This window comes from Afifella sp. YEN Y35 (assembly GCF_047553465.1).
Classification (GTDB): Bacteria; Pseudomonadota; Alphaproteobacteria; order Rhizobiales; family Afifellaceae; genus Afifella; species Afifella aestuarii.
This window is the reverse complement of record NZ_CP180203.1, coordinates 3009105-3033538: the sequence shown is the minus strand read 5'-3', so window position 1 is coordinate 3033538 and position 24434 is coordinate 3009105. Positions and strand designations below refer to the sequence as shown.

At 63.4% G+C, this 24434-nt stretch carries 23 protein-coding genes and 1 tRNA gene; 11 read left to right on the top strand and 13 right to left on the bottom strand.

From position 1 onward, the window contains the following. Positions 1–24: 24 nt before the first annotated feature. A complete protein-coding gene (gene dapB, locus ACK8CP_RS14495; protein WP_414834272.1) occupies positions 25–825 on the bottom strand; it encodes a 4-hydroxy-tetrahydrodipicolinate reductase in 801 nt (266 codons plus the stop codon). 370 nt (positions 826–1195) lie between these two features. On the opposite strand from dapB, the gene ACK8CP_RS14490 reads away from it, so the two are divergent. Then, positions 1196–2515, top strand: coding sequence for an ActS/PrrB/RegB family redox-sensitive histidine kinase (locus ACK8CP_RS14490; protein ID WP_234630364.1), 1320 nt, complete (start codon positions 1196–1198; stop codon positions 2513–2515). Positions 2516–2602: 87 nt separating this feature from the next. After that, the gene (locus ACK8CP_RS14485) at positions 2603–3160 is read left to right on the top strand and encodes an ActR/PrrA/RegA family redox response regulator transcription factor (protein ID WP_234629890.1); all 558 of its coding nucleotides are present in this window, start codon (positions 2603–2605) and stop codon (positions 3158–3160) included. Positions 3161–3225: 65 nt separating this feature from the next. Here ACK8CP_RS14485 and ACK8CP_RS14480 read toward each other — a convergent pair whose 3' ends face one another. Both ACK8CP_RS14480 and ACK8CP_RS14475 read right to left on the bottom strand, forming a co-directional pair. After that, positions 3226–3726 carry an MmcB family DNA repair protein gene (locus ACK8CP_RS14480; RefSeq protein WP_414832287.1) on the bottom strand — a complete coding sequence of 167 codons (501 nt, stop codon included), beginning with the start codon at positions 3724–3726 and terminating at the stop codon, positions 3226–3228. 94 nt (positions 3727–3820) lie between these two features. Beyond that, positions 3821–5224: a deoxyribodipyrimidine photo-lyase gene (locus ACK8CP_RS14475; RefSeq protein WP_414832286.1), complete on the bottom strand. Its 1404-nt coding sequence runs from the start codon at positions 5222–5224 to the stop codon at positions 3821–3823. Between the two features lie 80 nt (positions 5225–5304). Here ACK8CP_RS14475 and ACK8CP_RS14470 point away from each other — a divergent pair, with 80 nt between their 5' ends. Both ACK8CP_RS14470 and ACK8CP_RS14465 read left to right on the top strand, forming a co-directional pair. Next, on the top strand, positions 5305–5523 hold the full coding sequence (locus ACK8CP_RS14470; RefSeq protein ID WP_128291899.1) for a YqaE/Pmp3 family membrane protein: 219 nt from the start codon (positions 5305–5307) through the stop codon (positions 5521–5523). A 157-nt stretch (positions 5524–5680) separates the two neighbouring features. Beyond that, positions 5681–6367: an OmpW/AlkL family protein gene (locus ACK8CP_RS14465; protein WP_414832285.1), complete on the top strand. Its 687-nt coding sequence runs from the start codon at positions 5681–5683 to the stop codon at positions 6365–6367. A 130-nt stretch (positions 6368–6497) separates the two neighbouring features. Here ACK8CP_RS14465 and ACK8CP_RS14460 read toward each other — a convergent pair whose 3' ends face one another. From ACK8CP_RS14460 to ACK8CP_RS14450, 3 genes are read right to left on the bottom strand one after another with little or no spacing between them, the layout of a single operon-like run. Beyond that, positions 6498–7733: a glycosyltransferase family 87 protein gene (locus tag ACK8CP_RS14460; protein ID WP_414832284.1), complete on the bottom strand. Its 1236-nt coding sequence runs from the start codon at positions 7731–7733 to the stop codon at positions 6498–6500. Positions 7734–7740: 7 nt separating this feature from the next. Further along, complete coding sequence (locus tag ACK8CP_RS14455) at positions 7741–9033, bottom strand: glycosyltransferase family 87 protein (RefSeq protein WP_414832283.1); 1293 nt, start codon at positions 9031–9033, stop codon at positions 7741–7743. Continuing rightward, entirely contained in the window at positions 9030–10289 is a 1260-nt protein-coding gene (locus ACK8CP_RS14450) for a glycosyltransferase family 87 protein (RefSeq protein ID WP_414832282.1), read from the bottom strand. Before ACK8CP_RS14450 ends, ACK8CP_RS14455 begins: the two co-directional genes overlap by 4 nt. Positions 10290–10438: 149 nt before the next feature. On the opposite strand from ACK8CP_RS14450, the gene lepA reads away from it, so the two are divergent. Then, positions 10439–12259 (top strand): translation elongation factor 4, encoded by a 1821-nt coding sequence (gene lepA / locus ACK8CP_RS14445; RefSeq protein ID WP_261215928.1) that lies wholly within the window; start codon positions 10439–10441, stop codon positions 12257–12259. A 14-nt stretch (positions 12260–12273) separates the two neighbouring features. On the opposite strand, the gene ACK8CP_RS14440 is transcribed toward lepA, so the two are convergent. Next, entirely contained in the window at positions 12274–12897 is a 624-nt protein-coding gene (locus ACK8CP_RS14440; protein WP_414832281.1) for a LysE family translocator, read from the bottom strand. A gap of 152 nt (positions 12898–13049) precedes the next feature. On the opposite strand from ACK8CP_RS14440, the gene ACK8CP_RS14435 reads away from it, so the two are divergent. Continuing rightward, positions 13050–13910 (top strand): SDR family oxidoreductase, encoded by an 861-nt coding sequence (locus ACK8CP_RS14435; protein WP_414832280.1) that lies wholly within the window; start codon positions 13050–13052, stop codon positions 13908–13910. Positions 13911–14043: 133 nt separating this feature from the next. On the opposite strand, the gene ACK8CP_RS14430 is transcribed toward ACK8CP_RS14435, so the two are convergent. After that, positions 14044–14220: a DUF1328 domain-containing protein gene (locus ACK8CP_RS14430; protein ID WP_128291908.1), complete on the bottom strand. Its 177-nt coding sequence runs from the start codon at positions 14218–14220 to the stop codon at positions 14044–14046. Between the two features lie 634 nt (positions 14221–14854). On the opposite strand from ACK8CP_RS14430, the gene ACK8CP_RS14425 reads away from it, so the two are divergent. Both ACK8CP_RS14425 and ACK8CP_RS14420 read left to right on the top strand, forming a co-directional pair. Further along, entirely contained in the window at positions 14855–15778 is a 924-nt protein-coding gene (locus ACK8CP_RS14425) for a L,D-transpeptidase family protein (RefSeq protein WP_370642415.1), read from the top strand. Further along, positions 15771–17003 (top strand): extensin family protein, encoded by a 1233-nt coding sequence (locus ACK8CP_RS14420; RefSeq protein ID WP_414832279.1) that lies wholly within the window; start codon positions 15771–15773, stop codon positions 17001–17003. Before ACK8CP_RS14425 ends, ACK8CP_RS14420 begins: the two co-directional genes overlap by 8 nt. Positions 17004–17033: 30 nt before the next feature. On the opposite strand, the gene ACK8CP_RS14415 is transcribed toward ACK8CP_RS14420, so the two are convergent. Continuing rightward, positions 17034–17972: a glycosyltransferase family 2 protein gene (locus ACK8CP_RS14415; RefSeq protein WP_414832278.1), complete on the bottom strand. Its 939-nt coding sequence runs from the start codon at positions 17970–17972 to the stop codon at positions 17034–17036. 114 nt (positions 17973–18086) lie between these two features. Here ACK8CP_RS14415 and mepA point away from each other — a divergent pair, with 114 nt between their 5' ends. After that, positions 18087–19124, top strand: a complete 1038-nt coding sequence (gene mepA / locus ACK8CP_RS14410) for a penicillin-insensitive murein endopeptidase (protein WP_414832277.1) — start codon at positions 18087–18089, stop codon at positions 19122–19124. A gap of 71 nt (positions 19125–19195) precedes the next feature. On the opposite strand, the gene msrA is transcribed toward mepA, so the two are convergent. Together msrA and ACK8CP_RS14400 are read right to left on the bottom strand one after the other, a co-directional pair. Then, positions 19196–19861, bottom strand: a complete 666-nt coding sequence (msrA, locus tag ACK8CP_RS14405; RefSeq protein ID WP_414832276.1) for a peptide-methionine (S)-S-oxide reductase MsrA — start codon at positions 19859–19861, stop codon at positions 19196–19198. A 61-nt stretch (positions 19862–19922) separates the two neighbouring features. Further along, positions 19923–20246, bottom strand: a complete 324-nt coding sequence (locus ACK8CP_RS14400) for a hypothetical protein (RefSeq protein ID WP_128291915.1) — start codon at positions 20244–20246, stop codon at positions 19923–19925. 296 nt (positions 20247–20542) lie between these two features. Between ACK8CP_RS14400 and ACK8CP_RS14395 the strand changes: the two genes are divergently transcribed. Together ACK8CP_RS14395 and catB are read left to right on the top strand one after the other, a co-directional pair. After that, a tRNA-Ser gene (locus ACK8CP_RS14395) sits at positions 20543–20632 on the top strand. Between the two features lie 190 nt (positions 20633–20822). Further along, positions 20823–21461, top strand: coding sequence for a type B chloramphenicol O-acetyltransferase (gene catB / locus ACK8CP_RS14390; RefSeq protein ID WP_414832275.1), 639 nt, complete (start codon positions 20823–20825; stop codon positions 21459–21461). A gap of 128 nt (positions 21462–21589) precedes the next feature. Here catB and ACK8CP_RS14385 read toward each other — a convergent pair whose 3' ends face one another. Beyond that, the gene (locus ACK8CP_RS14385; protein WP_414834271.1) at positions 21590–23347 is read right to left on the bottom strand and encodes an ABC transporter permease; all 1758 of its coding nucleotides are present in this window, start codon (positions 23345–23347) and stop codon (positions 21590–21592) included. A gap of 32 nt (positions 23348–23379) precedes the next feature. Continuing rightward, the gene (locus ACK8CP_RS14380) at positions 23380–24402 is read right to left on the bottom strand and encodes an extracellular solute-binding protein (protein WP_414832274.1); all 1023 of its coding nucleotides are present in this window, start codon (positions 24400–24402) and stop codon (positions 23380–23382) included. Positions 24403–24434 lie beyond the last annotated feature (32 nt).

The window sequence follows — 24434 nt, the reverse complement described above, 5'->3', positions numbered from 1 at the left end:
TCTCCCTCAATTAGGCAAATGGTTTCAGTGCAGCCCGAGAACGTCGGCCATGTCGTAGAGGCCGGGCTTCTTGTCGAAGGCCCACAAGGCGGCACGCAGCGCCCCGCGGGTGAAGATGAGGCGGGTCTCGGCGCGGTGGCCGATCTCGATGCGCTCGCCCTCGCCGGCGAGCACCACCATATGATCGCCGACGACCGAGCCGCCCCTGAGACTTGCAAAGCCGATGGCACCTTCAGGCCGCTCCCCGGTCTCACCGTCGCGCCCGCGCACGGCGACGGTGTCGAGATCGACGTCGCGCCCCTCGGCCGCCGCTTCCCCGAGGAGAAGTGCCGTGCCGGACGGCGCATCGACCTTGTGGCGATGATGCATTTCGACGATCTCGATATCGAACTCCGGCCCGAGAGCCGCCGCGGCCCGGCGCACGAGCCCGGCCACGAGATTGACGCCGAGGCTCATATTTCCGGATTTGACGATGCGGCAATGGCGGGAGGCGGCGCGGAAGATCTGCTCGTCCTCCGGCTGAAAGCCCGTCGAGCCGATGACATGGACGATGCGCGCCTGGGCTGCGAGCTCGCTCAAGGCGAGGCTGGCGGAGCGCCCCGTGAAATCGATCAGCACGTCAGACTGTGCGAGGACGGAAAGCGGATCGTCGGAAATGGCGATGCCCGTCTCCTTGATGCCGGCCACGAGTCCGGCGTCCTGGCCGATTGCCTCGGACCCTTCCCGCTCCAGCGCGCCCACGAGGCGCAAATCGTCATGTGCTGTGACGGCGGCGACGAGAGCGCGTCCCATGCGCCCGCTGGCACCCGCCACGACGGTTCTCAGCTGTGTCACTGGCCTCTCCCGTTCTGTCGCGCCGCCTATAGCATGCCTGCGGCGCAAGGCCATCCTCGCCGGCTTTGCCAAAACTCAAAGCCGTCCTGGTCGCGACGGACCGCGTGAGAGAACGGCCTGCGTCAGAAAACGGTCCGTGAGAAAATCGCTCGCACCGCTCAAATAAGCAGAAAACCGAGATAGATATTTTCGCGCCAACGAAGTCTTTACGCGGCAGTAACGCTTTGTGGTGCGGCAACGCTGCTGGAGAGCGCGAAATTGGCGAAATTTAGCCTGCTGCATATTCCAATCGTGTGCAGTTTCGCTAAGAGGACGCATGCCTTTCAGCGACCCATCGAGCAAACTGACCCGCGAAGTTGGAATGGAGCGGGCCTTTTCGAGCCGACGCCTCAGGTTGAGCACCCTGACGCGCCTGCGATGGCTTGCCATCGCCGGGCAAACGGCCGCCGTGGTGCTGATCGGCTTCGTCCTCGGATTCCCGGTCCCCTTCGGAGCCTGCTTCGCGCTGATCGCGTTGTCGGCCTGGGTCAATATCGGTCTCAGACTGACGTTTCCGGCAACACGGCGCCTGCATCCGAACTGGGCGACGGTGCTTCTCACCTATGACATCGTACAGCTTGCCGGGCTCTTGTACTTGACGGGAGGGATGGAAAATCCCTTCGCCTTTTTGATCATTTTCCCGGCGCTCGTCTCGGCGACGACGATGCCGCCGGACAAGACCTTGTTCTTGGGCGGTCTGGCTTTCATCAGCGCGAGTTATCTCGTGTTTTTCCACGAGCCGCTTCCCTGGTCCGGCCCGCCCCTGAACCTGCCGCTGCTCTACGTCGGCGGCATGTGGGCGGCGGTCGTCTGCTCGCTCGTCTTTATGGGCTTCTTCGCCTTCCGCGTCGCCGAGGAGGCGCGCCAGCTTGCCGATGCGCTCGCCGCCACCGAGCTCGTCATGCAGCGCGAACAGCATCTGTCGGCGCTCGATGGACTTGCGGCCGCGGCCGCCCACGAACTCGGCACACCGCTTGGGACGATCACGCTCGTGGTCAAGGAGATGCTGAGTGAGGTCGATGCCGAAGATCCCTCTTCGGAAGATCTGAAGCTCCTCGCCTCTCAGACCGCGCGCTGTCGCGAGATCCTCTCCAAGCTCACCTCGCTCTCCTCCGAGCCGGAGGAGCATCTTGGACGTCTCGCTCTGCCGCGCCTTCTCGAAGAGGCGACGGCACCGCATCGCGATTTTGGCATCAAGCTGATGGTGGAGAGCGATGGGAAGGGTCCGGAGCCCATCTTTCATCGCAACCCTGGTATTCTCTATGGCCTTGGCAACATTCTGGAAAACGCTCTCGATTTTGCCAAGAGCGAGGTTCTCGTCTCCGCGAGCTGGGACGATCGCTTCGTCCTCATCGCCATTTCCGATGACGGTCCCGGCTTCGCGCCGGAGATGATCGAGCGTCTCGGAGAGCCCTATGTCTCGACCCGCTTCAAGACGAGCCCCACGGAACGTGAGAATTCCGGGGGCGGACTGGGTCTCGGCTTCTTTATTGCCAAGACGCTCCTGGAGCGGAGCGGTGCCAGACTGTCGCTCAAAAACCGACCAACCCCGGAGACGGGCGCGATCGTCACGATCGGCTGGCGACGCCAGTCGCCGGCATTGGCGAGCGGTGACGGGTCGGATTTACACTATGAGGTGTAAAATCAATTTGACGATCGGGTTTGCAAACCCTGTGCTGAGGCATTAGCACAGATAGTGGAGCAACGAGTTAAATCAGGCGTTTCTGGGATGAACAGTGAAACCGTTTCGGAACTCGGCCTTGCCGATTCCTCCCTGCTGATCGTGGATGACGACCGCGCCTTCTTGCAGCGTCTTGCGCGTGCCATGGAAAAGCGTGGCTTTGATATCGTTACCGCCGACTGCGTGCGTGACGCCAAGCAGCAGGTGGCGAGCAAGCCGCCAGCCTTCGCGGTTGTCGACATGCGTCTGGAAGATGGCAATGGCCTCGATGTGATCGAGCTCTTGCGCGAGAAGCGGCCGGACGCCCGCGCCGTGATCCTGACCGGCTACGGCAATATCGCGACTGCGGTGACGGCGGTGAAGATGGGGGCGATCGACTATCTGTCGAAGCCAGCCGATGCCGACGACATCTTTGCCTCGCTCATCCGCAACCCGGAAGACCGGGCGGACCCGCCGGAAAACCCGATGTCGGCCGACCGCGTCCGTTGGGAGCATATCCAGCGCGTCTACGAGCTCTGCGATCGCAATGTCTCGGAGACGGCACGGCGCCTCAACATGCATCGCCGCACTCTGCAGCGCATTCTGGCAAAGCGCGCCCCGCGCTGAGCCGTCCGTCCCTGGCCGAAACTCTGGCCTCTCGGGACGCATCTGACCTGGATGAACGCGCGCGATCACTCGCGCGTGCCATCCGGATCCTCCAGATCGTGCAGGCGGTTGGCGCCTGCACGTGCGATCCGCACCAGCATTTCCTTGCGCCGGGCGCCCGCGAGACGCGTCTCGTCGCTGTCGCGTAGGATTTCGGCGCCGAAGGCATCGGCGAGGATGAGGCCGGCGTCTTGCGGAAAGACGTCGAGCGGCACGTCCGCGGACGTCGCAAAATAAAACCGGTCGCAATAGCCAAAGTAGTCACGCCATTTATGGTCGGCCATGAAATCGGCGAGCGACGACTTGATCTCCACGATGACGATCTCGCCCTTGCCGCCAAGGGCCACGAGGTCGGCGCGGCGTCCGCTCGAAAGCGAGACTTCCGGCAAAAGCGCATAGCCTTCAGCCCGAAGCCGGCGGCACGTGCCGCGGCGGATGGCAAGCGCCGCCGCTGACTGACGGCCGTCGATGAGGGCGGGCTGGCTGTCGGTCTCGACGAGAACGGTGCGGATGGCGATGCGCGGCATGAGGCAAAGATAGCAAGCGCCATCGCGTCTGCAAACAAAAGATGAACATGGGCCTCGACCATGGCGCACGACCGGGCGGAGAGAAGGCCGGACCTCAGGGCGCGTTCTTCACATACGCATCGACATCGAATTTGCGGCGTAGGCCGCTTTGCGTCATCGGGCGCACGGTTCCGTAGACGGCGTTTTCCTGGAAAGGCCGGTCGTGGAGCCCAAACGCCCAAAGAGTGTTGGCGAAAGAGTTTGGATCGCCGCCGTCGAGAAAATACCGGTTGTTCAAGGCGATGATGGTTTCAAGCGCATATTGCGGGCTGGAGGCCCAGCGCAGGATCTGCTTCGCCCAGTACATTCTGAGATGGTTGTGGAGATAGCCGGTCGCCTTCATCTCTCGCATCGCGGCATTGAAGGCCTCGTCTGAGGTGTCGCCCGCCTCGATCTCTGCGGCCGTATAGCCTGGATCGCGCTTGTCGTCCGAATGGCGTTCGAACGTCGTGCGCGCCCAGTCGGGAAGGGCTTCGTAGCGATCGTAATCGTCGCGGTAATGGCACCAATTGGCTGCGAGCTCCCGGCGTACGATGAGCTCTTCCAGAAATCCGGCGGCTTCCGCCTTTGCGGCCCGCGCCTTGAGCGCGATCTCGATGGGCGAGATCTGGCCAAAGCGCAGATAGGGCGAGAGATGCGAGACACGGCATTTCGTGGGATCGCTGCGTTCGCCATCATAGCGGGGAAGATCGTTGGCGAGAAAACTTGCAAGACGCCGCTTCGCCTCGTTGTGACCTCCCGCGATCCAGTCGACCGGCTCGGGCCCGCGCTCACCGCAGACTGCGGCGAGCTTTTTCCAATCGTGAGGGGCAAGGCCCGCCGGAAGCGCGATGCTGGAAAAGCTCTTTTGCGGCCGCTCATCTGTCTGATCGACGAGAAAACGCTCAAGCTGCCGATTGATCTTCGGGCGGATGGTGCGCGCGGCGTACTCGGCCTTGTCGGAGGCCGCTCCGACCGGCACGACGAGATCGGTTTCGACGGCAATCGCCTGACAGGGGGCGTTGTCGCCGAGCCAGGCGCGGCGCTGCCGGTGATGGCGGAGATGGCCGACATCGGTGACGGCAATGACCGCACGCTCGAGAAGCCCACGAAAGGCCGTGTCGTCTGCCTCCGCCAGAACAAGAAATCCGGCCCCCATGTGGGAAAGCTCGTCCGCGAGTTCCTGAAGGCCTTCGGCTATGAACTTCGCCTGCCTGCGGGTGATCGACGGCTCCTCACCCCCGAGGCGCATGACGACAAGGAGCGGGCATTCGTGCCGGTTCGCCTGCCCGGCGGCGAAAGAGAGCGCGTGGTTGAGACGCACGCGCTGCGCCCGGTCCATCCAATAGAGCACGAACTGACCCTCCTGAGGGGTCTTGCCGTTCAAAGGCATGAGGCGGGGATCGTCGTCGGTCATGGAATTCACCGGCTGTTCGTCGTTCGTCGGGGTGATGACGAGCTTAGCGCGCTTTCGTTGCAATCCGGGCGCGATCTTGCGGCGCGGATGCGGAACACTTCACCGTGTCAAGAGTTGAGGCGGCAGCGAACAAGGAGAATTCCATGTCTTATGAAGCCGACCGCCATCACGGTCATCCGGTCGACCGCTCGACAGCAACGAGCGGCGACATCGTCCGCATTCTTCTGGCGATCATCCTGCCGCCGCTCGGCGTGTTTCTTCAGGTCGGGCTCGGTCTGCATTTTTGGCTGAACATTCTTCTGACGATTTTCGGCTATGTGCCGGGCATCATCCACGCCGTCTGGATCATTCTGCGTCGTTAACGACGCGCACCGTTGCAACCCCGCGCCTGCTTCTGTGTTAGAATTGCAACAATTCTAACATGTTGCGGGAGAAGGCCTGCTTTTTGACCTGTGTCAAATGGACGAGGCTGCCCGCCCCGCATATCAGGGCCCTGTTTTTCGAACGCAGGGGACGAGAATGCGCGGGACAACGACTCTGGGACGGGCGGCACTGGCGGCCGCGTTCCTCTCCATCGCAGGCGTGGCTGGGGCCGCGGATCTGCCGAGCCAAACCTACGAGCCCATGGCTGCACCGGCGCCCGTCGCCTGGAGCCCGTGGCAGATTCGTCTGCGCGCATTGGCCGTCGTCCCGCATGATTCGGGCTCGGTCGATCAGATCCCGGGCTCTGATCTGTCCTATTCGAATTCGGTCACGCCCGAACTCGACATCACCTACTTCTTCACGCCGAATATCGCGGCCGAACTCATTCTCGGCACGACCTATGCCGAGGTCGAAGGCGACGGACCGATCAGCGGTCTAGACGCGGGCGACACCTGGATCCTGCCGCCGACCCTGACGCTGCAGTATCACTTCACCAATTTCGGCGCCTTCAAGCCTTATGTCGGCGCGGGCGTGAACTACACCTTCTTCTACGGCACCGAGAACGACGATCTCGCCGCCTTCGACATCGACAACAGCTTCGGCCTCGCGCTGCAGGTCGGTGCCGACTACATGTTCAACGAGCATTGGGGCATGAACCTCGATGTGAAGAAGCTGTTCCTGTCGACCGAGTGGGACGGCCGCCTTGCCGATGGCACCTATGTGAGCGGCGATGCCGATCTCGATCCCTGGCTGATCGGCGCCGGTATCACCTACAAGTTCTGATCGCGCCTAAGTTCTGATCGCCATTGCGCTGAACAATTTGAGCGGCCCCGCTTGCGGGGCCGCTTTTCTTTTACGCAGGCGCCAGCGCGCTCTCGCGACTATGCGCTTCGCTCTTGGGACCGCTCTCACATCAGCCTGAGACTTCGGGCGTTTCGCGCCGGACGCTCGAGATGAGAAAAACAGCGAGTGCCAAAAACGCGACCGGCGCGACGTTGACGTGCCAAAAAGTGGTGGCGATGCCGTTGAGAAAGGAGATCGAGGCCACGCCCACCAGGAGGACCGAGACGAAGATGCCGGGCCGAGAACTTCGGCCGTGCCCCAAATAAAGCCAGAGCGCCACGAACGTCGGGGCTGCGAGATCATAGTAAAGCACGTAGGGCAGCGTCAGATAGGTGGCCGTCACGAGCATGGCTGCTTTGGCGCCGCGCGGGGCGCTCGACAATGTCACGTAGATGAGGGAGCAGACCGCAAAGAGCGCGCTCATCCCTTGCAGGCCGGCGGCCGCGGCGAAATCGAGGCCGAAATACCGCGCAGCACCGTAGACGGTCATCTGCACGCTCAGGAAGGCGTCGCGCTCGCTCAGTAGGATCGCGCCTGTCGGATCCTGCAGACCGAAGAGGAAGGCTCGCCACGGTTCGATCCCGAAGGCGAGGATCGAGGCGCTGATGAGAGCTGTCGCCGTGGTGGTCGCCACCGCGATGACCAGGAAGCGGCGCTCCAAGAGAAGCACGAGCGGGATGAGAACGCCGAACTGCGGTTTGACGGTCAGGAGGCCGAGGAGAATTCCGGCCAGGATTGGCCTTTCATCCCAGAGATAGATGGCGCCGACAAAAAGCGTGCCGACGATGAAAGAGGTCTGGCCGATGAGGATTCCGAGCGCCGTGACGGGCGCGATCAGAAGCCAGACGGCGATGCTCCTGTCGCCCCACACGCGGGCCGCCACGAAGAGGAACGCTGCGAGGCTGCCGCCCATGAAGAGGCCATAGGCGACGAGGTAGGGAAAGAGCCCGAGCGGCGCGAGAAAGAAGAGAAAATGCGGCGGATAGAGCCAGCGGACGCCGAAATCGGAGCCGTAAAGGTCGAGGATGTAACGGGAAAACTCGCCTGGATCGAAGAGACCCGAGAGATGGCCCTCGAGAAGCATGCGCGAGGCGATCCAGAAGACGACGAAGTCGCCGCCGCCAGGATGCGTTGTGGAATAGACCTCGCCCGTGCGCGTCATCCACTCCGTCAGCATGCTTCGGGGAAAGCCGAGAAGGGTGACGAGGAAGGCAAAAGCCAGCCAGAAACGGCGATCGTTGAGGAGCGCAAAGCGGGACCCCGCTTCGGCCGCACATGCCGGGCCGCTCGGCGTCGCGGCTTTCATCCCCGCCTCATGTGGCTTTGGCCTCATCACCCGGGCTTTTTGTGAGAAGCTCCCGATGCGGCCCGCCATCGCGCCTGGTCTCGCCCCGCGCGCGCAGGAGAAGTGCAACCGCCAAAGCGCAGAAGGCGATGGGACCGCTTCCGAAGCCAATCGCTACGGTGGCGCCATTCACGAAGGAGAGGCAGGCGATGAAAATGAGGAGGGCTGAGAATAAAATGCCGGGCGTTTCCTCACGCCCTTTGCCGAAATAAAGCCACAGCGCCACGAAGGTCGGGGCGACGAGATCGTAGAAAAGCACATAGGGCGAGACGAGATAGGTTGCGGTGACGAGCATGGCGATCTTCGTGTCACGTCGCGCGCCCGACAGCGTCGTGGCGACGAGCGCAACGACGGCAAAGAGCGCGCTCAGCCCTTGAAGCCAAACTGCCGTCGCAAGATCGACCCCGAGGAGGCGCGCCGAGCCGAAGACGCTCATTTGCAGCCCGAGGAATTTTTTGCTCGCCGTCGTCAGGATATCGGAATTGGCCCCGTCCATGCCGAACAGGAAGGCGTGCCAGGGGGCTGTGCCGAAGACGAGAAGGGACGCGCCGATCATGACGAGGGCTGTTGCCGACGCGACGCCGATGACGCGCCACCGCCCTTCCAGAAGGAGAACAAGCGGGATCAGGACCCCGTATTGCGGCTTGATGGTGAGAAGGCCGAGGAGAATGCCGGCGAGGATGGGCTTCCGATCCCACAGAAAAATGGAGCCGATCAGAAGGCCGCCGACAAGAAAACTCATTTGGCCGAGAAGCACGCCGAGAAATGTCGAGGGGGCGACGAGAAGCCAGAAGACGATGTCGCGCTTTCCCCAGACGATGCGGCCGATTGCGGCCAGAAAGGCGAAGCTCGCTGCCATGAAGCCCGCCCAGGCCGCGAGATAAGGCAACTTGGCGATCGGTGCGATGAAGAACAGGAAATGCGGCGGGTAGAGCCAGCGCATTTCGTAGTCGCTGCCGTAACGATCGATGATCGTCTGCGAGAATTTGGCTGGGTCGTAGAGGTCGCGAATATGCCCCTGCAGGATCAGCTCTGAGGCGACATAGAAGACGACGAAATCGCCGCCGCCCGGATGGTTCGTCGAATAGACGTCGCCGCTGCGGGTGATCCAGTCGGTCAGGATGCCATAGGGAAAGCCGAGCAGCGTGATCCCGAAAGCAAAGAGCAGCCAGAAGCGCCGGTCGTTCAGGATGGTGAATTGCAGCGAGCCGTCCATTCGGTCGAAATCCCCGAGATCTCGCCCTCCCTTGACGACCGTCATACCTTTGCCTCGTCGGCTAATGAGAAGGGGTGCGCTATTTGCTCGGGGACGCGTTTGTCTCCGTCTCCCCGGTGCTGCTTGGTGTCTTCACGACGGGCCCGGACGAGAAGAGCTATGACGAGCGCGGCCAAAATCACGGGCCCAATCTCCACACCGTTCTCACCGGCCGCAATCCATCCGTTGAGGAACGAGAAATCTATTAAGACAACGAGAAGGAACGAAAGCCCCAAACCGGGCGCTTCGTTGCGGTCCTCGCCTAGGAAGAGAAATAACGCGGCGAAGGTGGGGGCTACGAGGTCATAAACGAGGACGTAGGGAACGGCGAGACAGGTGGCGAAGATGATGATCGCTGCTTTGGTGTCGCGACGTGCTGATGAGAGAGCCGCTGTGGCGGCTGCAAGCACTGCGAGGAGAGTACAGACGAGCTGGACGAGCCAAGCTGTTTCGAGGCTGGCTCCGGCGTACCGCACTGCGCCGAATGGAGTGACCTGTGCTGTGAGCAGGCTGCCGGAGGTTCGTAGGACGTCTCCTTGTGCGCTCCCAAGATTTCCTAAGAAGCCAGTCCATGCGTCCGCCCCGAACAGCAGAGCTGAAAGGATGACAAGCGCGGTCGTCGTCGCCGAAGCAACCATGATGATGAGCCAACGTCTTTCGATCAGGAGAACAATCGGCAATAGGACGCCGAAATGCGGCTTGATTGTCAGGAGGCCAATAAGAATCCCACAAAGGATCGGCCTTCGGTCCCAAAGAAAGACGGCTGTTATGAATATAGTACCGATCAGCAGTGATGCCTGACCCATGATGATGGTGAGGACGGAGCTTGGCGCAAAGGCCAGCCATAGAATGCTGTGACGGCTTGAGAAGAATTGGCTGCCGACAAGAGCGAACAGAGCCAAAGTCGTGACCATAAAGACTGTGAACGCTGTCCAATATGGCATGAGGCCGAGCGGGAGAAGAAAGAACAAAAAATGCGGTGGGTACAGCCAGCGATAGTCGAAGTCGCTGCCATAGCGATCGATGAGAATGGCGGAATAGGAGGCTGGGTCGTAGAGGTGAGCCGCATCTCCGTGGAGCGCCGTCTGTGATGCCACCCAAAAGTTCAGGAAATCTGCTCCGCCGGGATGCAAGGGGAGCGCATAGGCGTCGCCCGAGGCGATCCAATTCAAGAGAATGTGCAGAGGAAAACCCGCGAGCGTTAGCGCAAAGGCGAAGAAGAGCCAGAAGCGGCGGTCGTTGAGGATGGTGAATTGCGGCATCGCCGGAAAGACTACGCAGCGAGGCTTGAATCCGCGGTTAAACCCGGCGCCGCGAGGTCCTCCTGCGACGAAAGACGCCGTCCGCGCCGCGCAATTTCTGCGGCAGGAGGGTCATGCCGCATCATCCGTGCTTGCGCCGGCCTGCGGCCATGCTACATGCGCGCTCCATGGCTGATCTTTCCCACATCCGCAATTTCGCGATCGTCGCGCATATCGACCACGGCAAGTCGACGCTTGCCGACCGTCTGATCCAGATGACCGGCACCTTGCCGGACCGTGAGATGAAGGAGCAGCTCCTCGATTCCATGGATATCGAGCGCGAGCGCGGCATCACCATCAAGGCGCAGACGGTGCATCTGCGCTACACGGCGAAGAACGGCGAGGAATATCACCTCAACCTGATCGATACGCCTGGCCATGTCGATTTCGCCTACGAGGTGAACCGTTCGCTCTATGCCTGCGAAGGGTCGCTCCTCGTCGTTGATGCCTCGCAAGGGGTCGAGGCGCAGACGCTTGCCAATGTCTATCAGGCGATCGAGGTCAATCACGAGATCGTTCCGGTCTTGAACAAGATCGACCTGCCAGCGGCGGAGCCGGAGCGCGTCAAGGAGCAGATCGAAGATGTGATCGGCCTCGATGCCTCGGATGCGGTGATGATCTCCGCCAAGACCGGGCTCGGCATCGAGGACGTGCTGGAGGCGATCGTGCATCGCCTGCCGGCGCCGAAAGGCCTGCTCGACGCGCCGTTGAAGGCGCTCCTCGTCGATTCCTGGTACGATCCCTATCTCGGCGTCGTTGTCCTCGTGCGCGTCATCGACGGCACGCTGAAGAAGGGTCAGACGGTGCGCATGATGGGCACCGGCGCGCGCTACGAGGTCAACCAGGTCGGCATGTTCACGCCGAAGATGGTGGAGACCGCAGAACTTCCGCCGGGCGAGATCGGCTTTCTGACGGCCTCCATCAAGGACGTGGCCGACACCCGCGTCGGCGATACGATCACCGAGGACAAGCGGCCGACGGAAAAGGCTCTGCCGGGCTTCCGGCCGGCCGTGCCCGTCGTCTTCTGCGGCCTCTTCCCGGTCGATGCCAACGACTTTGAGGATCTGCGCGCGGCGATGGGCAAGCTCCGCCTCAACGACGCGTCGTTTTCCTATGAGATGGAAACCTCGGCCGCGCTCGGTTTCGGCTTCCGCTGTGGCTTTCTGGGGCTTCTGCATCTGGAAATCATCCAGGAGCGTCTGGCGCGCGAATTCGATCTCGATCTGATCGCGACGGCGCCCTCCGTCGTCTATCAGATCCGCCTGACGGACGGCGAAGAGATCGAGCTGCACAACCCGGCCGATATGCCTGATCCGGTCAGGATCGAGGAAATCAAGGAGCCGTGGATCCGCGCCACCATTCTGACGCCGGACGAATATCTGGGCGGGGTGTTGAAACTCTGCCAGGACCGCCGCGGCATCCAGCAAGGGCTCACCTATGTCGGCCAGCGGGCCATGCTGGAATACGATCTGCCCTTGAACGAGGTCGTCTTCGATTTTTACGACCGGCTGAAATCGATCTCCAAGGGCTATGCGAGCTTCGATTATCACATCACAGGCTACGAGCCGGGCGATCTCGTGAAGATGCAGATCCTGGTCAATGCCGAGCCGGTGGATGCGCTCTCGATGCTGGTGCACCGCAGCCAGGCCGATCGGCGCGGTCGGGCGCTCTGCGAAAAGCTGAAGGATCTGATCCCCCGACACCTCTTCAAGATCCCGGTCCAGGCGGCCGTCGGCGGCAAGGTCATTGCACGCGAGACGATTGCGGCCCTCAGGAAGGACGTGACCGCCAAATGCTATGGCGGTGACGCGACCAGAAAGCGCAAGCTTTTGGACAAGCAGAAAGAGGGCAAGAAGAAGATGCGCCAGTTCGGCAAGGTGGAGATCCCGCAGGAGGCCTTCATCGCCGCGCTGAAGATGGGTGACGAATAGGCCAACTCGACGGTCTATCTGGTCGCGATCGCCGCGGCCGCACCGCCAAGGAAGAGGGCGCTGATCCGGTTGATGACACGCGCGGCTGCCGGCTTCTGCAGGAAACGCCGTGCCTGGCCGGCAAGCGCGATATAGCTGAGGTCGATCGCAGCGAGGACGAGGAGAAGGGTGAGCGACAGCTCACCCCAGCCGACGAGGCTCAGGCTTTCGAGATCGAGAAGGTTGGGCAAGAGGGCGAGATAGAAGACCATGATCTTCGGATTGCCCATCGTCACCGCAAAGCCCGCAAGGAACATCTTGAGAGCCGAGCCGCGCGGCGACATCGCGGTGTCATCGGCTTCCGGACGCGTCGGCGCATTCCACATTTTGAAAGCGAGATAGACGAGATAGGCCGCGCCCGCGAATTTCACGACGGCTAAGGCCCAGAAAAAGCTGCTCGCGAGCGTTGCGAGGCCGAAAACGGCCGCGGCGAGCCACAGAGCCTCTCCGATCCACATCGCGGCTGCAAAAGGCAGGGCATCGCGCCATCCACGGGTCAGAACACGCGACACGAGGGCCGTCACGCTCGGCCCCGGCGTGCCGGCATTGACGAGGAGGACACCCGCGAAAAGCATGAGGGTCAGCGGATCAAGGAGCATTGGGTCCGAGGGCCTTTGTGACAGAGCCCCTAAGGCTTAGCCGAAGTTCGCATGCCCGGCGAGCCGGAAACCAGCCGTCTCAGCTGTTCCCGCCTCACCTGCGGAACCGCGCCCGCCGGCTTTGCTTCCCCTCGAGAATGAGGGAGAAGGCCATGAACGACAGACATGACACCGAGCGTCCGCCGCAGGCACAGGCCCATCAGCCGGGCAACGAGCACAAGATGCATCCCGAGCCGGATTACATGCCCCGTTATCCGGGCTCCGGACGGCTCAAGGACAAGGTCGCGCTCATCACCGGCGGGGATTCGGGGATTGGGCGGGCGACCTCGATCCTCTTTGCGCGCGAGGGCGCGAACGTGGCCTTCGTTTACAAGGATGAGGACGAAGACGCCGAAAAGACGCGCCGGATGATCGAGGAGGAGGGCGGCGAGGCGATCGCCTTCCGCGGCGATATCGGCGACAAGAGCTTCTGCGAGGAGGTCGTCGCGAAGACGGTGTCGGAATTCGGCCGCCTCGATGTTCTCGTCAACGATGCCGGCGAACAGCATATGGCCGAGGAGCTCGAAGAGATCTCCGAAGCGCAGCTGACGCGCACCTTCCGGACGAACATTTTCGGCATCTTCTTCATCACGCAGGCGGCGCTGCCGCATCTGAAGAAGGGCGATGCGATCGTCAATCTGACATCGATCACCGCCTATCGCGGACAGCCGGTTCTGATGGATTATGCCTCGACCAAGGGGGCGATCCTGGCGCTCACCCGCTCCTTGTCGAAAAACCTCGCCGACAAGGGCATCCGTGTGAACGGCGTGGCGCCGGGGCCGATCTGGACACCGCTCATCCCGGCGAGCTTTCCGCCCGACAAGGTGGCGAATTTCGGCGCCAATCAGCCCATGGGCCGTGCCGGGCAGCCGAACGAGGTGGCGCCGGCTGTGCTCTTCCTCGCCTGCGCCGATTCCTCCTACATGACCGGCCAGGTGCTGCACCCGAACGGCGGCGACATCATCGGCGGCTAGGCGCTGTCTGTCGTCCGCTGCCTGCCGACCATCGACGCCGGCAACAAAAAGGGCCCTGCCGCGGCAGGGCCCTTCGTCATATCGGATCGCTCGGCAGGCCGCGCCAGGCACGGCCCCCTGCAGAAACCCGTCCTTAAACTGCCACGGCGCCAACGCCCAGGAGCATCAGGACGAAGAAGATGACGGCGACGACCAGGAAGATGAAGAACAGGAAGCGTGCGATCGTTGCGGCGCCCGCTGCGATCCCGCTGAAGCCGAGTGCGCCGGCGATGACCGCGATCACGGCAAAGATAAGGGCCCATTTCAGCATGGTGGAAATTCTCCGGTAGGTTCAGGTGTCGTTGCACCTGTCCGAATTAACCGCCGTGTTGACGCCTTGTTCCCGCCGGTCTGTGCGGTGTTCGGCGGCCTGCGGTCGGTTTCTGTCTCGACGACCGGCCGCAAACGGTGGCGCAACCATCAGAGCCGCAAAGGCAGGCGCATGGGAGCGTTTCGGGAGGATCGGCGTTTGTCCTTCAACTGAAACAAGAATTTTCCGATCCTTTTTGATGTCCATCCGCTTTGTCTGCAGCTTTGCCCTCCGGGCCGCTCTCGGTGTCGCCGCTGTTTCCTTTCTCATCCCGCCGGCCGTGTCGCAGGAGGTGCTCGAAGCACCTCCCGGCGTGTCACCGGGATCGGTGCTTCTCGGTCCGGCCCCGGCGCCGGGGGAGCCGGCGCCTCCCCCTCCCGCAGCTCCCCCTCCGCCCGTGGTTCCCGCGCCGTCTGCGCCGCCGGTCATAGTCGAGCCCGCTCCGCCGCCTGTGGCTCCACCGCCTGCCTCCCGGGCGCCTGAGACCCAGGCGCCTGCGCCGGCGCAGCCGCCTGTAAATGATCCGGCTTTAGGCAATGCGCCGACCGGCACCGCGACAGATCAGCTCCAAGCGGTTCCCCTCGGCGAGCAGGAGATGGCGGCCCCTCTGGTCACGTCCGAGACGATCAATGCCGCGACTTTTGCTGCCGACCACGTCTTCGTCTCCAAGCATCGCGATCCGTTCATCGTGAAGCTGCAGGTGCTTCTCGACCGGGCTGGAATTTCGCCGGGTGTGATCGACGGCTATTGGGGCGACAACGTCCAAAAGGCCGTGCAGAATTTTCAATTGTCGCGCGAAGAGGTTCCGGACGGACAGCTTTCGGCGACGCTCTGGGCCGAGATCGCGCAAAACGACACGACGCCCGTCATCACCCAATATCGCATCACGCAAGAGGATGTGGCGGGTCCCTTCGCGCCTTCGATTCCGTCCGATTACCGCGAGAAGGCCGCGATGGAGCGGCTCTCCTTCACGAGTCCGTCCGAAATGCTCGCCGAGCGCTTTCATATGGATGAGGATTTTCTGAAGGCGCTCAACCCGCAGGCCGATTTCTCCGTTGTGGGCACGACCCTTGCCGTTGCGGCGCCGGGCGGTGATGTCAAAGGCAGGGTGGTGCGGATCGAGGCCGATAAGGGGCTTGCGGCGTTGCGCGGCTACGACGCCGCGGGCCGCCTCCTCGTCGTCTATCCCGCCACCATCGGCAGTTCCGATACGCCTTCGCCGAGCGGGACCGTCGAGGTGGAAGGTGTCGCCTTGGACCCGACCTACACCTATCGGCCGGACGTCAACTTCCAGCAGGGCGACAATCGCGATGTCTTGACGATCCCGCCGGGTCCCAACGGGCCGGTCGGGTCGGTCTGGATCGATCTGTCGAAGCCGACCTATGGCATTCATGGCACGCCCGCGCCCGAGGCGATCGACAAGACCTTTTCGCATGGCTGCGTGCGTCTGACGAACTGGGACGCCACGGAGCTCGCTCATATGGTGAAGCCGGGCACGACGGTGGAATTTCTTGACTAGCCATCTTCCAGCCTGGGGCTTTGTGCTGGCACTGGCGATCGGGGTTGGCACGGCGGGGGCCGAAACGCCTCCGCTGAAACCCCAGCCCCGCCCGGCGGAGGCGGCGGAAAAGAAAGCGACGCCCTCGGCCGCAGAGCCAGCTCCCTCTTCCGTGCGTCAGGCGGGCGACACCCCGCCGACCCCCAAGCCGCGGCCGCAAGGACCGGTTGAAGATCCGGACGCTCTCCCGCCCGTGCCGGACGTCCGCCCGCCGGAAAAGGCGGACCCGGAGGCCGGCGAAACGGACGAAAGAGCGGCGACGCCGGAGACAGACGAGGCGACCGAGCCTGAAGAGGCGCCGGCTGCGGCGTCTCCAGACGATACGCAGGCAGAGCAAACACCGAAGGACGAGGGTGCCTCTCAGGCCGAACCAGCGACTGAAGGCGAAGATGAGGCGCCTGCGGATGAGACGTCGGACAAACCTGCGGGCGAGGCTGCTGGAAGCGATGCGCCCTCCCTTCCTGAGGCTCGCCCGGAAGATGCGCCGAAGCCGGTGGAGCCGCTGATTGCTCAGCCCCCATCGGAGACGCCGTCTGAAGGCCCTGATGAACACCCTGCGGTGCCGGAGGACAAGTCCGGCGAGGAGGCCTCGAAGGTGCCGGAAGAGGACGAGGCGGCCAAGGCGGCTGCCGCGGAAACATTCCGTCAGTGTGTCTGGCGCCTCAGAGCTCTCGGTGTGGAGTTCGACGAGGAGCCGGCGATTACCGACGGCGGCGCCTGCGAGATCGCCCACCCGATCGAGGTCGACGAACTTGCGCCTGGCGTCGCCATCTCGCCTCCCGTCACGCTCAACTGCGCGGCGACGGAGGCACTCGCCACCTGGCTAAAGGAGGTGGTGAAGCCAGCGGCCGAAGATCTTCTCGATGGCGCTGAATTGCGCGGCGTGACCCAGGCCTCCGGTTATGTGTGCCGCACGCGCTACAATCGCCCGGGCGCGAAGATCTCAGAGCATGCGCTCGCCAATGCGATCGATGTCAGCGCCATCACCTTCAAGAGCCGTTCGCCGGTTGCCGTGAAGGAGCGGGAGAATGCGGATGCGGCCGCGAGCCGCTTTCAGAAGCGGATCCGCGAAGGCGCCTGCAAGTATTTCACCACGGTGCTCGGGCCTGGCGCCAACGCCGCTCATGCCACGCATTTCCATTTCGATCTGAAGGAGCGGAGCAACGGCTACCGCATCTGCCAATAGCCCGCGGCGACGGCGGAAGGGGGAGCCCGGCTACTGAATGGGGAGCGCCGGGACGCTCAGAAACAAGATGCGCTTCTGTTCGAGCCGCGACCGGCGCAGGCTCTCCAGAATGAGCCCGCAGGAGAGGGAAATCCCGGCAAGCACGAAGGCGCTCGCCGAAAGAACTGCGCCGGCCTGCATGGAGTCTCCATCGGAGAGCGCCGGAAGCGCGGCGAGGAACCCGAAAAGGCCGAGAAGGAGGCCCGCGACGCCGAAGAGGGGGAGCGGTCGTGCGACCTGCATGACGCGCAGGAAGGTGGCGACTTCGCCCATGGCGTGCCGCACATTCTCTGCCGGCTTCCGCTCGCTCGTGTTCTGACCGCCATCGAGCGACAGGCTCGCGACCGGCACCATGAGTTCGCTGGCATGCAGCGACAATTCGGTCTGCGGGGAGAGCCCTTCGGAGACGGGCGGAAAGCTTTTGACGAAGCGGCGGCTGAGAGCGCGGTAGATGGAGGTGCGCGCCGATAGGCCTGTACCGAAGAAACGCCGGTAGAGGTCGAAGACGCTGCCGGCGCCGTGGCGCATGTCGTCGGCGTCGCAACCGCCGAGGGTCGCCGAGGTGCCGACCACCATATCGACGCGTTCCGTCAAAAGCGCATTGATGAGCGAGCTCGCATCGGTCGGATCGCAGGAGCCGTCACCTGCGGCAAGCAGGTAAATGTCGGCGTCGATATCGGCGAACATGCGCCACACCGCCTGGTTTGGCGCATGGTTCGGTGCATGGCTTGGCCCGCGCAGAACGCGTGCGCCGGCCTTTCGCGCCTGACGGGCGGTGTCGTCGGAGGAATTCTCGTCGAAGACATAGATGCGGGCATCGGGCAAGGCTTCACGGAAGCCGCGCACCACGTTCTCGATGGTGGTCGCCTGATTGCGGCACGGCAGAAGCACGGCGACGCCGAGGCCCTCGCAGGCGGTGAACTCGCTCATTTCGACGCTTCCCCTTAATGCCGCGCAAACGCAAGCCAAAGATAGCTTCTAAAGCGTTAAAGGAGAGTAAGGCGCCGACTTCGGATCAGGGCATCGGCATGATAGCATTGGACAATGCTACGATTCGTCCCAAGACTGGTTTTTGCCCTCAGCGCCTTGTTCCTGGCGGGCTGGCCGGCCGCCGGTCTGGCGGACCAGATTCCGGCCAAGCGCTATTTCGGGGCCGCCAAGCTTCCCTCCGAAGGGCGCGCCGCGGCGGTCGGGTTTTATTCCAAGGGGTGTCTGGCGGGCGGCGAGGCGATCACCGTCGACGGCCCCTATTGGCAGGCGATGCGCCTGTCGCGCAACCGCATCTGGGGCCATCCGAATCTCATTCATTTCATCGAGTGGCTGGGGCGCGAGGCCGCCACGAAGGACGGCTGGCCGGGGCTTCTCCTCGGGGACATGTCGCAGCCGCGCGGCGGCCCGATGGTGTCAGGTCATGCCTCGCATCAGGTCGGTCTCGACATCGACATCTGGCTGCAGCCGATGCCGCAGCGCCGGCTCTCGGCGAAGGAGCGCGAGACGATGTCGGCGATCCCCGTCGTGGAAGTCGGCCCGCACGAGGTCGATCCGCGACGCTGGACGGACGCGCATGCAAGGCTCATCAAGAGCGCCGCGTCCTATCCCGATGTCCAGCGCATCTTCGTGGCGCCGGGCATCAAGAAGAAGCTCTGCGAGACGGCGACGGGCGATCGCTCATGGCTTGCCAAGGTGCGTCCGTATTGGGGCCATAACGAGCATATCCATGTGCGCCTCTTTTGCCCGGAAGGCTCGCCCGGTTGCGAGCCGCAGCGCGCGACAGGCAAGGACGACGGCTGCGGCGCACCGCTCGCCTGGTGGTATTCGAAGGAACCCTATCGTCAGGCCAAGCCCAGCAAGAAGCCGGCGAAGAAGCGCGAAACGACGCTCGACGATTTGCCCAACGCTTGCCGCCAGGTGCTGGCTGCGGGCGACAAGTCTGGCGCGATCACGGCACTTGCTGCCTATGGCGACGATGTTCCGGCCGACGTGGCGGCCAAGGCCGTTGCGCTTCGTCCTGATGTCGGAGCGCCCGGCGCGCCGTCGATGCCGCATACCCTGCCGCAGGCGCGGCCGGCCGTGATCCGCTGAGGCTCTTCCGACGAGGGGGCTCGCAGGAGCTCCGCCGTTTTCAGAACGGCGGAATTCGCAATCTCGCCTGATCAGGCGGCCGCATTCTCCGGCACGGAGGGGCAGGAGAGGCCGGTGCCGCCGAGGCCGCAATAGCCTCCCGGGTTTTTCGCCAGATACTGTTGGTGGTAATCCTCGGCGAAATAGAAGGCGGGCGCATCGACGATCTCCGTCGTGATCGGCCCGAAGCCTTTCTCTTTCAGAACCTTTGCATAGGCCGCCTTGGCCGTTTCGGCCTTTTGCCTCTGCTCCTCGTCGAAGACGTAGATGCCCGAGCGGTATTGCGTGCCGACATCGTTGCCCTGGCGCATGCCCTGCGTCGGATCATGCGCCTCGAAGAAGCGGGCGAGGAGCTTCGAATAGCTGATGACATTCGGGTCGTAGACGACAAGCACCACCTCGTTATGGCCGGTGCGGCCGGTGCAGACTTCCCGGTAGGTCGGGTTCGGCGTGGCGCCGCCCGCATAGCCGACCGCCGTCACATAGACACCGTCTGTCTGCCAGAAGACGCGCTCCGCCCCCCAAAAACAGCCGAGACCGAAGATCGCCGTCTTGAGACCCTCCGGGTAGGGCCCCTTGAGGGCGCGGCCATTGACGAAATGCGTCTCGGCCGTGGGCAAAGCCTCGGCGCGGCCGGGCAGCGCCTCTTCGGGCTTCGGGAGATCAGTCTTCTTGGCGAGCCGATCGAAGGGGAACATGGGGGGATCCTTTTCTGGAGGTCGCGTTGTGTGAATTTGGCGGGGCTGGGGACCACCCCGTCTAGAGGTCGCGCTCATGCGCGAAGGTGAAACGCCGACGCGGCCGGCCGAGCCAGAAGAGGAGCGCGGCCACGACGAGCAAGACGGCAAAGGTCGGCGCCGTCAGCACCACCTTCTCGAGAAACGCCCAGAGCCACGGCACCTTGTCGGCAACGGCATGATGTGCGGCATCGAGGCTCGCGGCCGCCCAATTCGCCCAGGTCTCGGCAAAGGGCGTGAGAACGAGGCGTGATTCGGCGATCGATTTCGCCGCGTCGATGACGGCCATGACGAGGCCTGCGGCAGCGAGCCAGATGGCCAGGAAACGAAGAAGAAAGCGGATCATCTGGCCTTGCGCAGCACTTGAGGTTTCATTCCTGGCTCATTAGGTAGGGCCGCGCCGGCTCGCGTGCAATCGCGCTCCGGCTTTTCGTCGACGCTCGGTCTTCGACGTTTCGCATCAGGCCTCGCCTGCGCGCCCGGTCACCGACTGGACGGCTTGTCGGGGCCGCCGCGGCCGGTTCCGATCGCAAGATTGGGCGCCCGTCGCAGGAGCCCGAAACGACGCCGACCGCAACAGCGACGAATTCGTGCTCTCCGCCTTGCCCTCAGGGCGCGGCATCGCTAAAGGGGAGCCTCGCCGGAGGGATGGCCGAGTGGTCGAAGGCGCACGCCTGGAACGCGTGTAGGCGGGCAACCGTCTCGAGGGTTCGAATCCCTCTCCCTCCGCCATCAAGCGCCGCTTTGCGCAGCATGACGACGACATGAAGTTCGCAGACTGTACCACCCGCATATCGCTTCTGCGTCTGTGACGGCAGAAGCGTTTGGCAAGCGATCCCGGCGATCGCTTGCTCACCTTCGCCTGCAGATTTGCGGGTGAAGCGTTGCCGCATATGCGGCTTGCGAACGTACGGTACTTGCTATGGCAAATGTCTTTGAAAGCCCCTTCAGGGGCATCACTCTTGATCGCCTCGTCACCAACCCGAACATCCAAGTCGGTCGCTACAGCTATTATTCCGGCTATTATCACGGCCACGGCTTCGATGAATGCGCCCGCTTCCTCTTGCCGGACGAAGGCGTGGACAGGCTCATCATCAGCTCGTTCTGTTCAATCGGTTCGGGCGCGGCCTTCATCATGGCCGGCAACCAGGGCCACAGAAACGATTGGATCAGCACGTTCCCGTTCTATTGGATGCCCGAGGTTCCCGTTTTCGCTGGATCTGAGAATGGGTATCAGCCGGCCGGCGATACGGTGATCGGCAACGATGTGTGGATCGGATCCGAGGCGATCATCATGCCGGGCGTCACGGTCGGAGATGGTGCTGTCATCGGAACCAGGGCGTTGGTCACAAAGGACGTCGAACCTTACGCCATCGTGGGCGGCAACCCGGCCAAGGTGATCCGCAAGCGATTTGACGACGCCGCCATCGCGCAGCTCCTCCAGCTCCGCTGGTGGGATTGGGACGACGAGGCGTTGAAGGACGCCATGCCGATCCTGACGAGCGGCGACGTCGCGGCCCTTCATCGCCATTGGCAGACGGTTATCAAACCGGCGGAGTGACGCGCCCTTTGCGCTTTCTTCTGCCCGTCCTCTTTTCAGAAGCGGACGGGCAGGACCCCACGCATCGAGGGCTCTGTCGTGTGCCGCATCGGCTCACCGTTCGTGTGCCTCGGCCAGCCGCTCGAACGTCAGGTCGATACCGATCTCCTGCCGGAGGTCTTCCAAAAGATCCGCCGGCCGGAGCGACCATCCTGCGCGCCGTCGGCGAGAGCGACGGGATCTGACGAAGAGGTTCCCACCCGCGCCAGCAATGTCACCGGCAGCATCCCGATCGCCACGATCACCAGGGCGGCGAGAGCGGCATCTTCATAGGTGCCGCGGGCGGCTTCGCCGTAAAGCAGCGTTGCGAGGCTCTCGAAGTTGAGTGGACGGAGCAGAAGCGTTGCGGGCAGCTCCTTCATGCAATCGACGAAGACGAGAAGGCCGGCGGCCGTCAGCGCCGTTCGCGACAGCGGCAGGTGAACCCTCAGAAGCGCGCCGGTCGACGTGTGGCCGAGCGTGCGTGCGGCATGATCATAGGAGATCGCGATACGGCTCAGACCGGCCTCGATGCCTCCCGAGGAGATGGCGAGGAAGCGGGCCGTGTAGGCGTAGACCAGGGCGCAACCGGACCCCATGAACAACAGGCCGGTCGACAACCCGAACCACTCGCTGGCGCTGCGGTCGATGAAGCGATCGAGCGCCGCGACGGGAATGAGGATGCCGATCGCCAGAACCGTACCGGGCACGGCATAGCCGAGAGTGGAGAGGCGCAGAAAGCTCCCGGTCCACGGTCCCGGGCGGATGCGGCTCGCATAGGCCACGACGAAGCCCGCCACGAGAACCAACACCGTGGCGGCGGCCGAGACCGAGACCGTATTGATGGTCGCCCGCACGATGTGGGGCGAGATGCCGGCAAATTCGATGCGCCGGATGGCGGCGGTCAGAAGATAAGACGCGGGGCCGACGAAGCCGATGAAGATCGGCAGAAAGCCAACGGCGAAAGCGAGGGCGCCTTTCGCGCCACTGAGGGGGCGCGCGGCCATGGCCCGAGAGCGCTGGGCATTGGTGGCGTAGCGCTGGCGCCGCCGTGCAAAACGCTCAAGCCAGATCAGCGCAACCACGAAGACGAGCATCGCGGTGGCGATCTGGGTTGCGCCAGCAAGATCGTTGCGGACGATCCAGGTCGTGTAGACCGACGCCGTCAGCGTTCGCACGCCGAGAAACTGCGACGCGCCGATGTCGTTGAGCGTTTCCATGAGCGCCAGGCTGACGCCGACGGCGATCGCCGGACGTGCGAGCGGCAGCGCGACCCGCCAGAATACCGCGGACCGGCTCGCCCCCAATGTGCGCGAAGCCTCGACGAGGTTGGCTGCCTGCGTGAGGAACATCATGCGGGTGGTCAGATAGACGTAAGGGTAGAGCACGAAGCCGAAGAGCGTGATCGCCCCCCACATCGCGCGAATGTCCGGCAGTCGAAACTCGCGCGGACTGGAATAGCCAAGGAGGTCGCGGATCACGCCTTGAATGAAGCCGAGCGGGCTCAGCACATCCATATAGGCATAGGCCATGATGTAGGTCGGAACGGCGAGGGGTAGGAGCAGGCCCCATTCCAGGAACGCCCGGCCGCGAAACCGGTACGCCGTGACGAGCCAGGCGCATCCTGTTCCGATGACGGTGACCAGGACGGCGGTCCCGAAGAGAAGGGTCAGCGTCGTGCGGGTCGCCTGAGGCAGGATCCCGACGACGACATGGGACCAGAGTGCGCCGGTATTCTCCATGGCGGTCGTGAGTATGACCACGATCGGCAGGACGGCGAACACGGCGACCCCGAACGCGAACACGGCCCATCCGTTCGGGATGAGCCGTGCGCGTCTGCGCATGGGCCTGAGAGCCATTTCACGCATGAGGAACACGCGCGGGAGGCGGGCTCCCTCGCTCAGTTCTCAAAGGTGTCGAAGTTCAGACGGTCGACCATCTCGCTCGCCACCGTGCGGTGAGGCAGCACCTGTCCGAGCGAGATCGTGTCGGGGACGACGTCTCCGAACGAGGCGACGATCGGATGCGGCTCGGCCGTCTCGGTGATGGGATGCTCGAAATTGGCTTCGGCATAGAGTTTCTGGGCTTCGTCGGACACGAGATATTCCAGGAGCTCGATCGCTTCCTCGCGATTGGGAGCGTGTGCGGCAACGCTGGCGCCGGTGATGTTCACATGCGTTCCGCCATCCTCGAAGGTCGGAATGAGAACCTTGATCGCATCGCCCCATTCGACCTGCTCGGCGCCGCCGCCGCCGCTTTTCATGCGGCCGACATAGTAGGAATTGCCGACCGCGATATCACAGATGCCGGCGGCAATGTCGCGTGCGCCGTCACGGTCGCCGCCGGCTGCCGGGCGGGCCTGGTTCGCCTTCAAGCCGCGCAGCCATTCTTCCGCCGCTTCTTCGCCGTGATGCGCGATGTAGGCGGCGAAGAGGGCCGTATTGTACGGGTGCTGGCCGGAGCGGATGCACAGGCGCCCCCGCCATTTCTCCTCGGCGAGCTCCTCATAGGTGATGGAATCGATGTCGAGATCACGTGCCGCGTAAACGATGCGCGCACGTCCCGAAAGCGCGAACCAATTGCCGTTGGGGTCGCGCAGGCTCTCCGGAATGGCCGAGCGAAGGACGTCCGATTCGACGGGCTGCGTGAGCCCGGCATCGACGAGGTCGATCAGCGCCCCGAAATCCACCGTCATCAGAATATCTGCGGGTGAGCTTTCGCCCTCCGCCTTGACCCGCTCGATGAGGCCATCCTGAAGGAACACCGTGTTCACGGTCGTGCCGGTCTCGGCCGTATAGGCATCGAGAATCGGCTGGATCAGCCCCGGCTCCCGGGTCGTATAAATGTTCACTTCCTGCGCGGCGGCCGGCATGGCGGCGCTCAGCGCGATGAAACCGATGGCGATCTTCAAGGCAGGCGTCATGTTTCCTCTCCGTCTGCTGACCGGATGCCAGC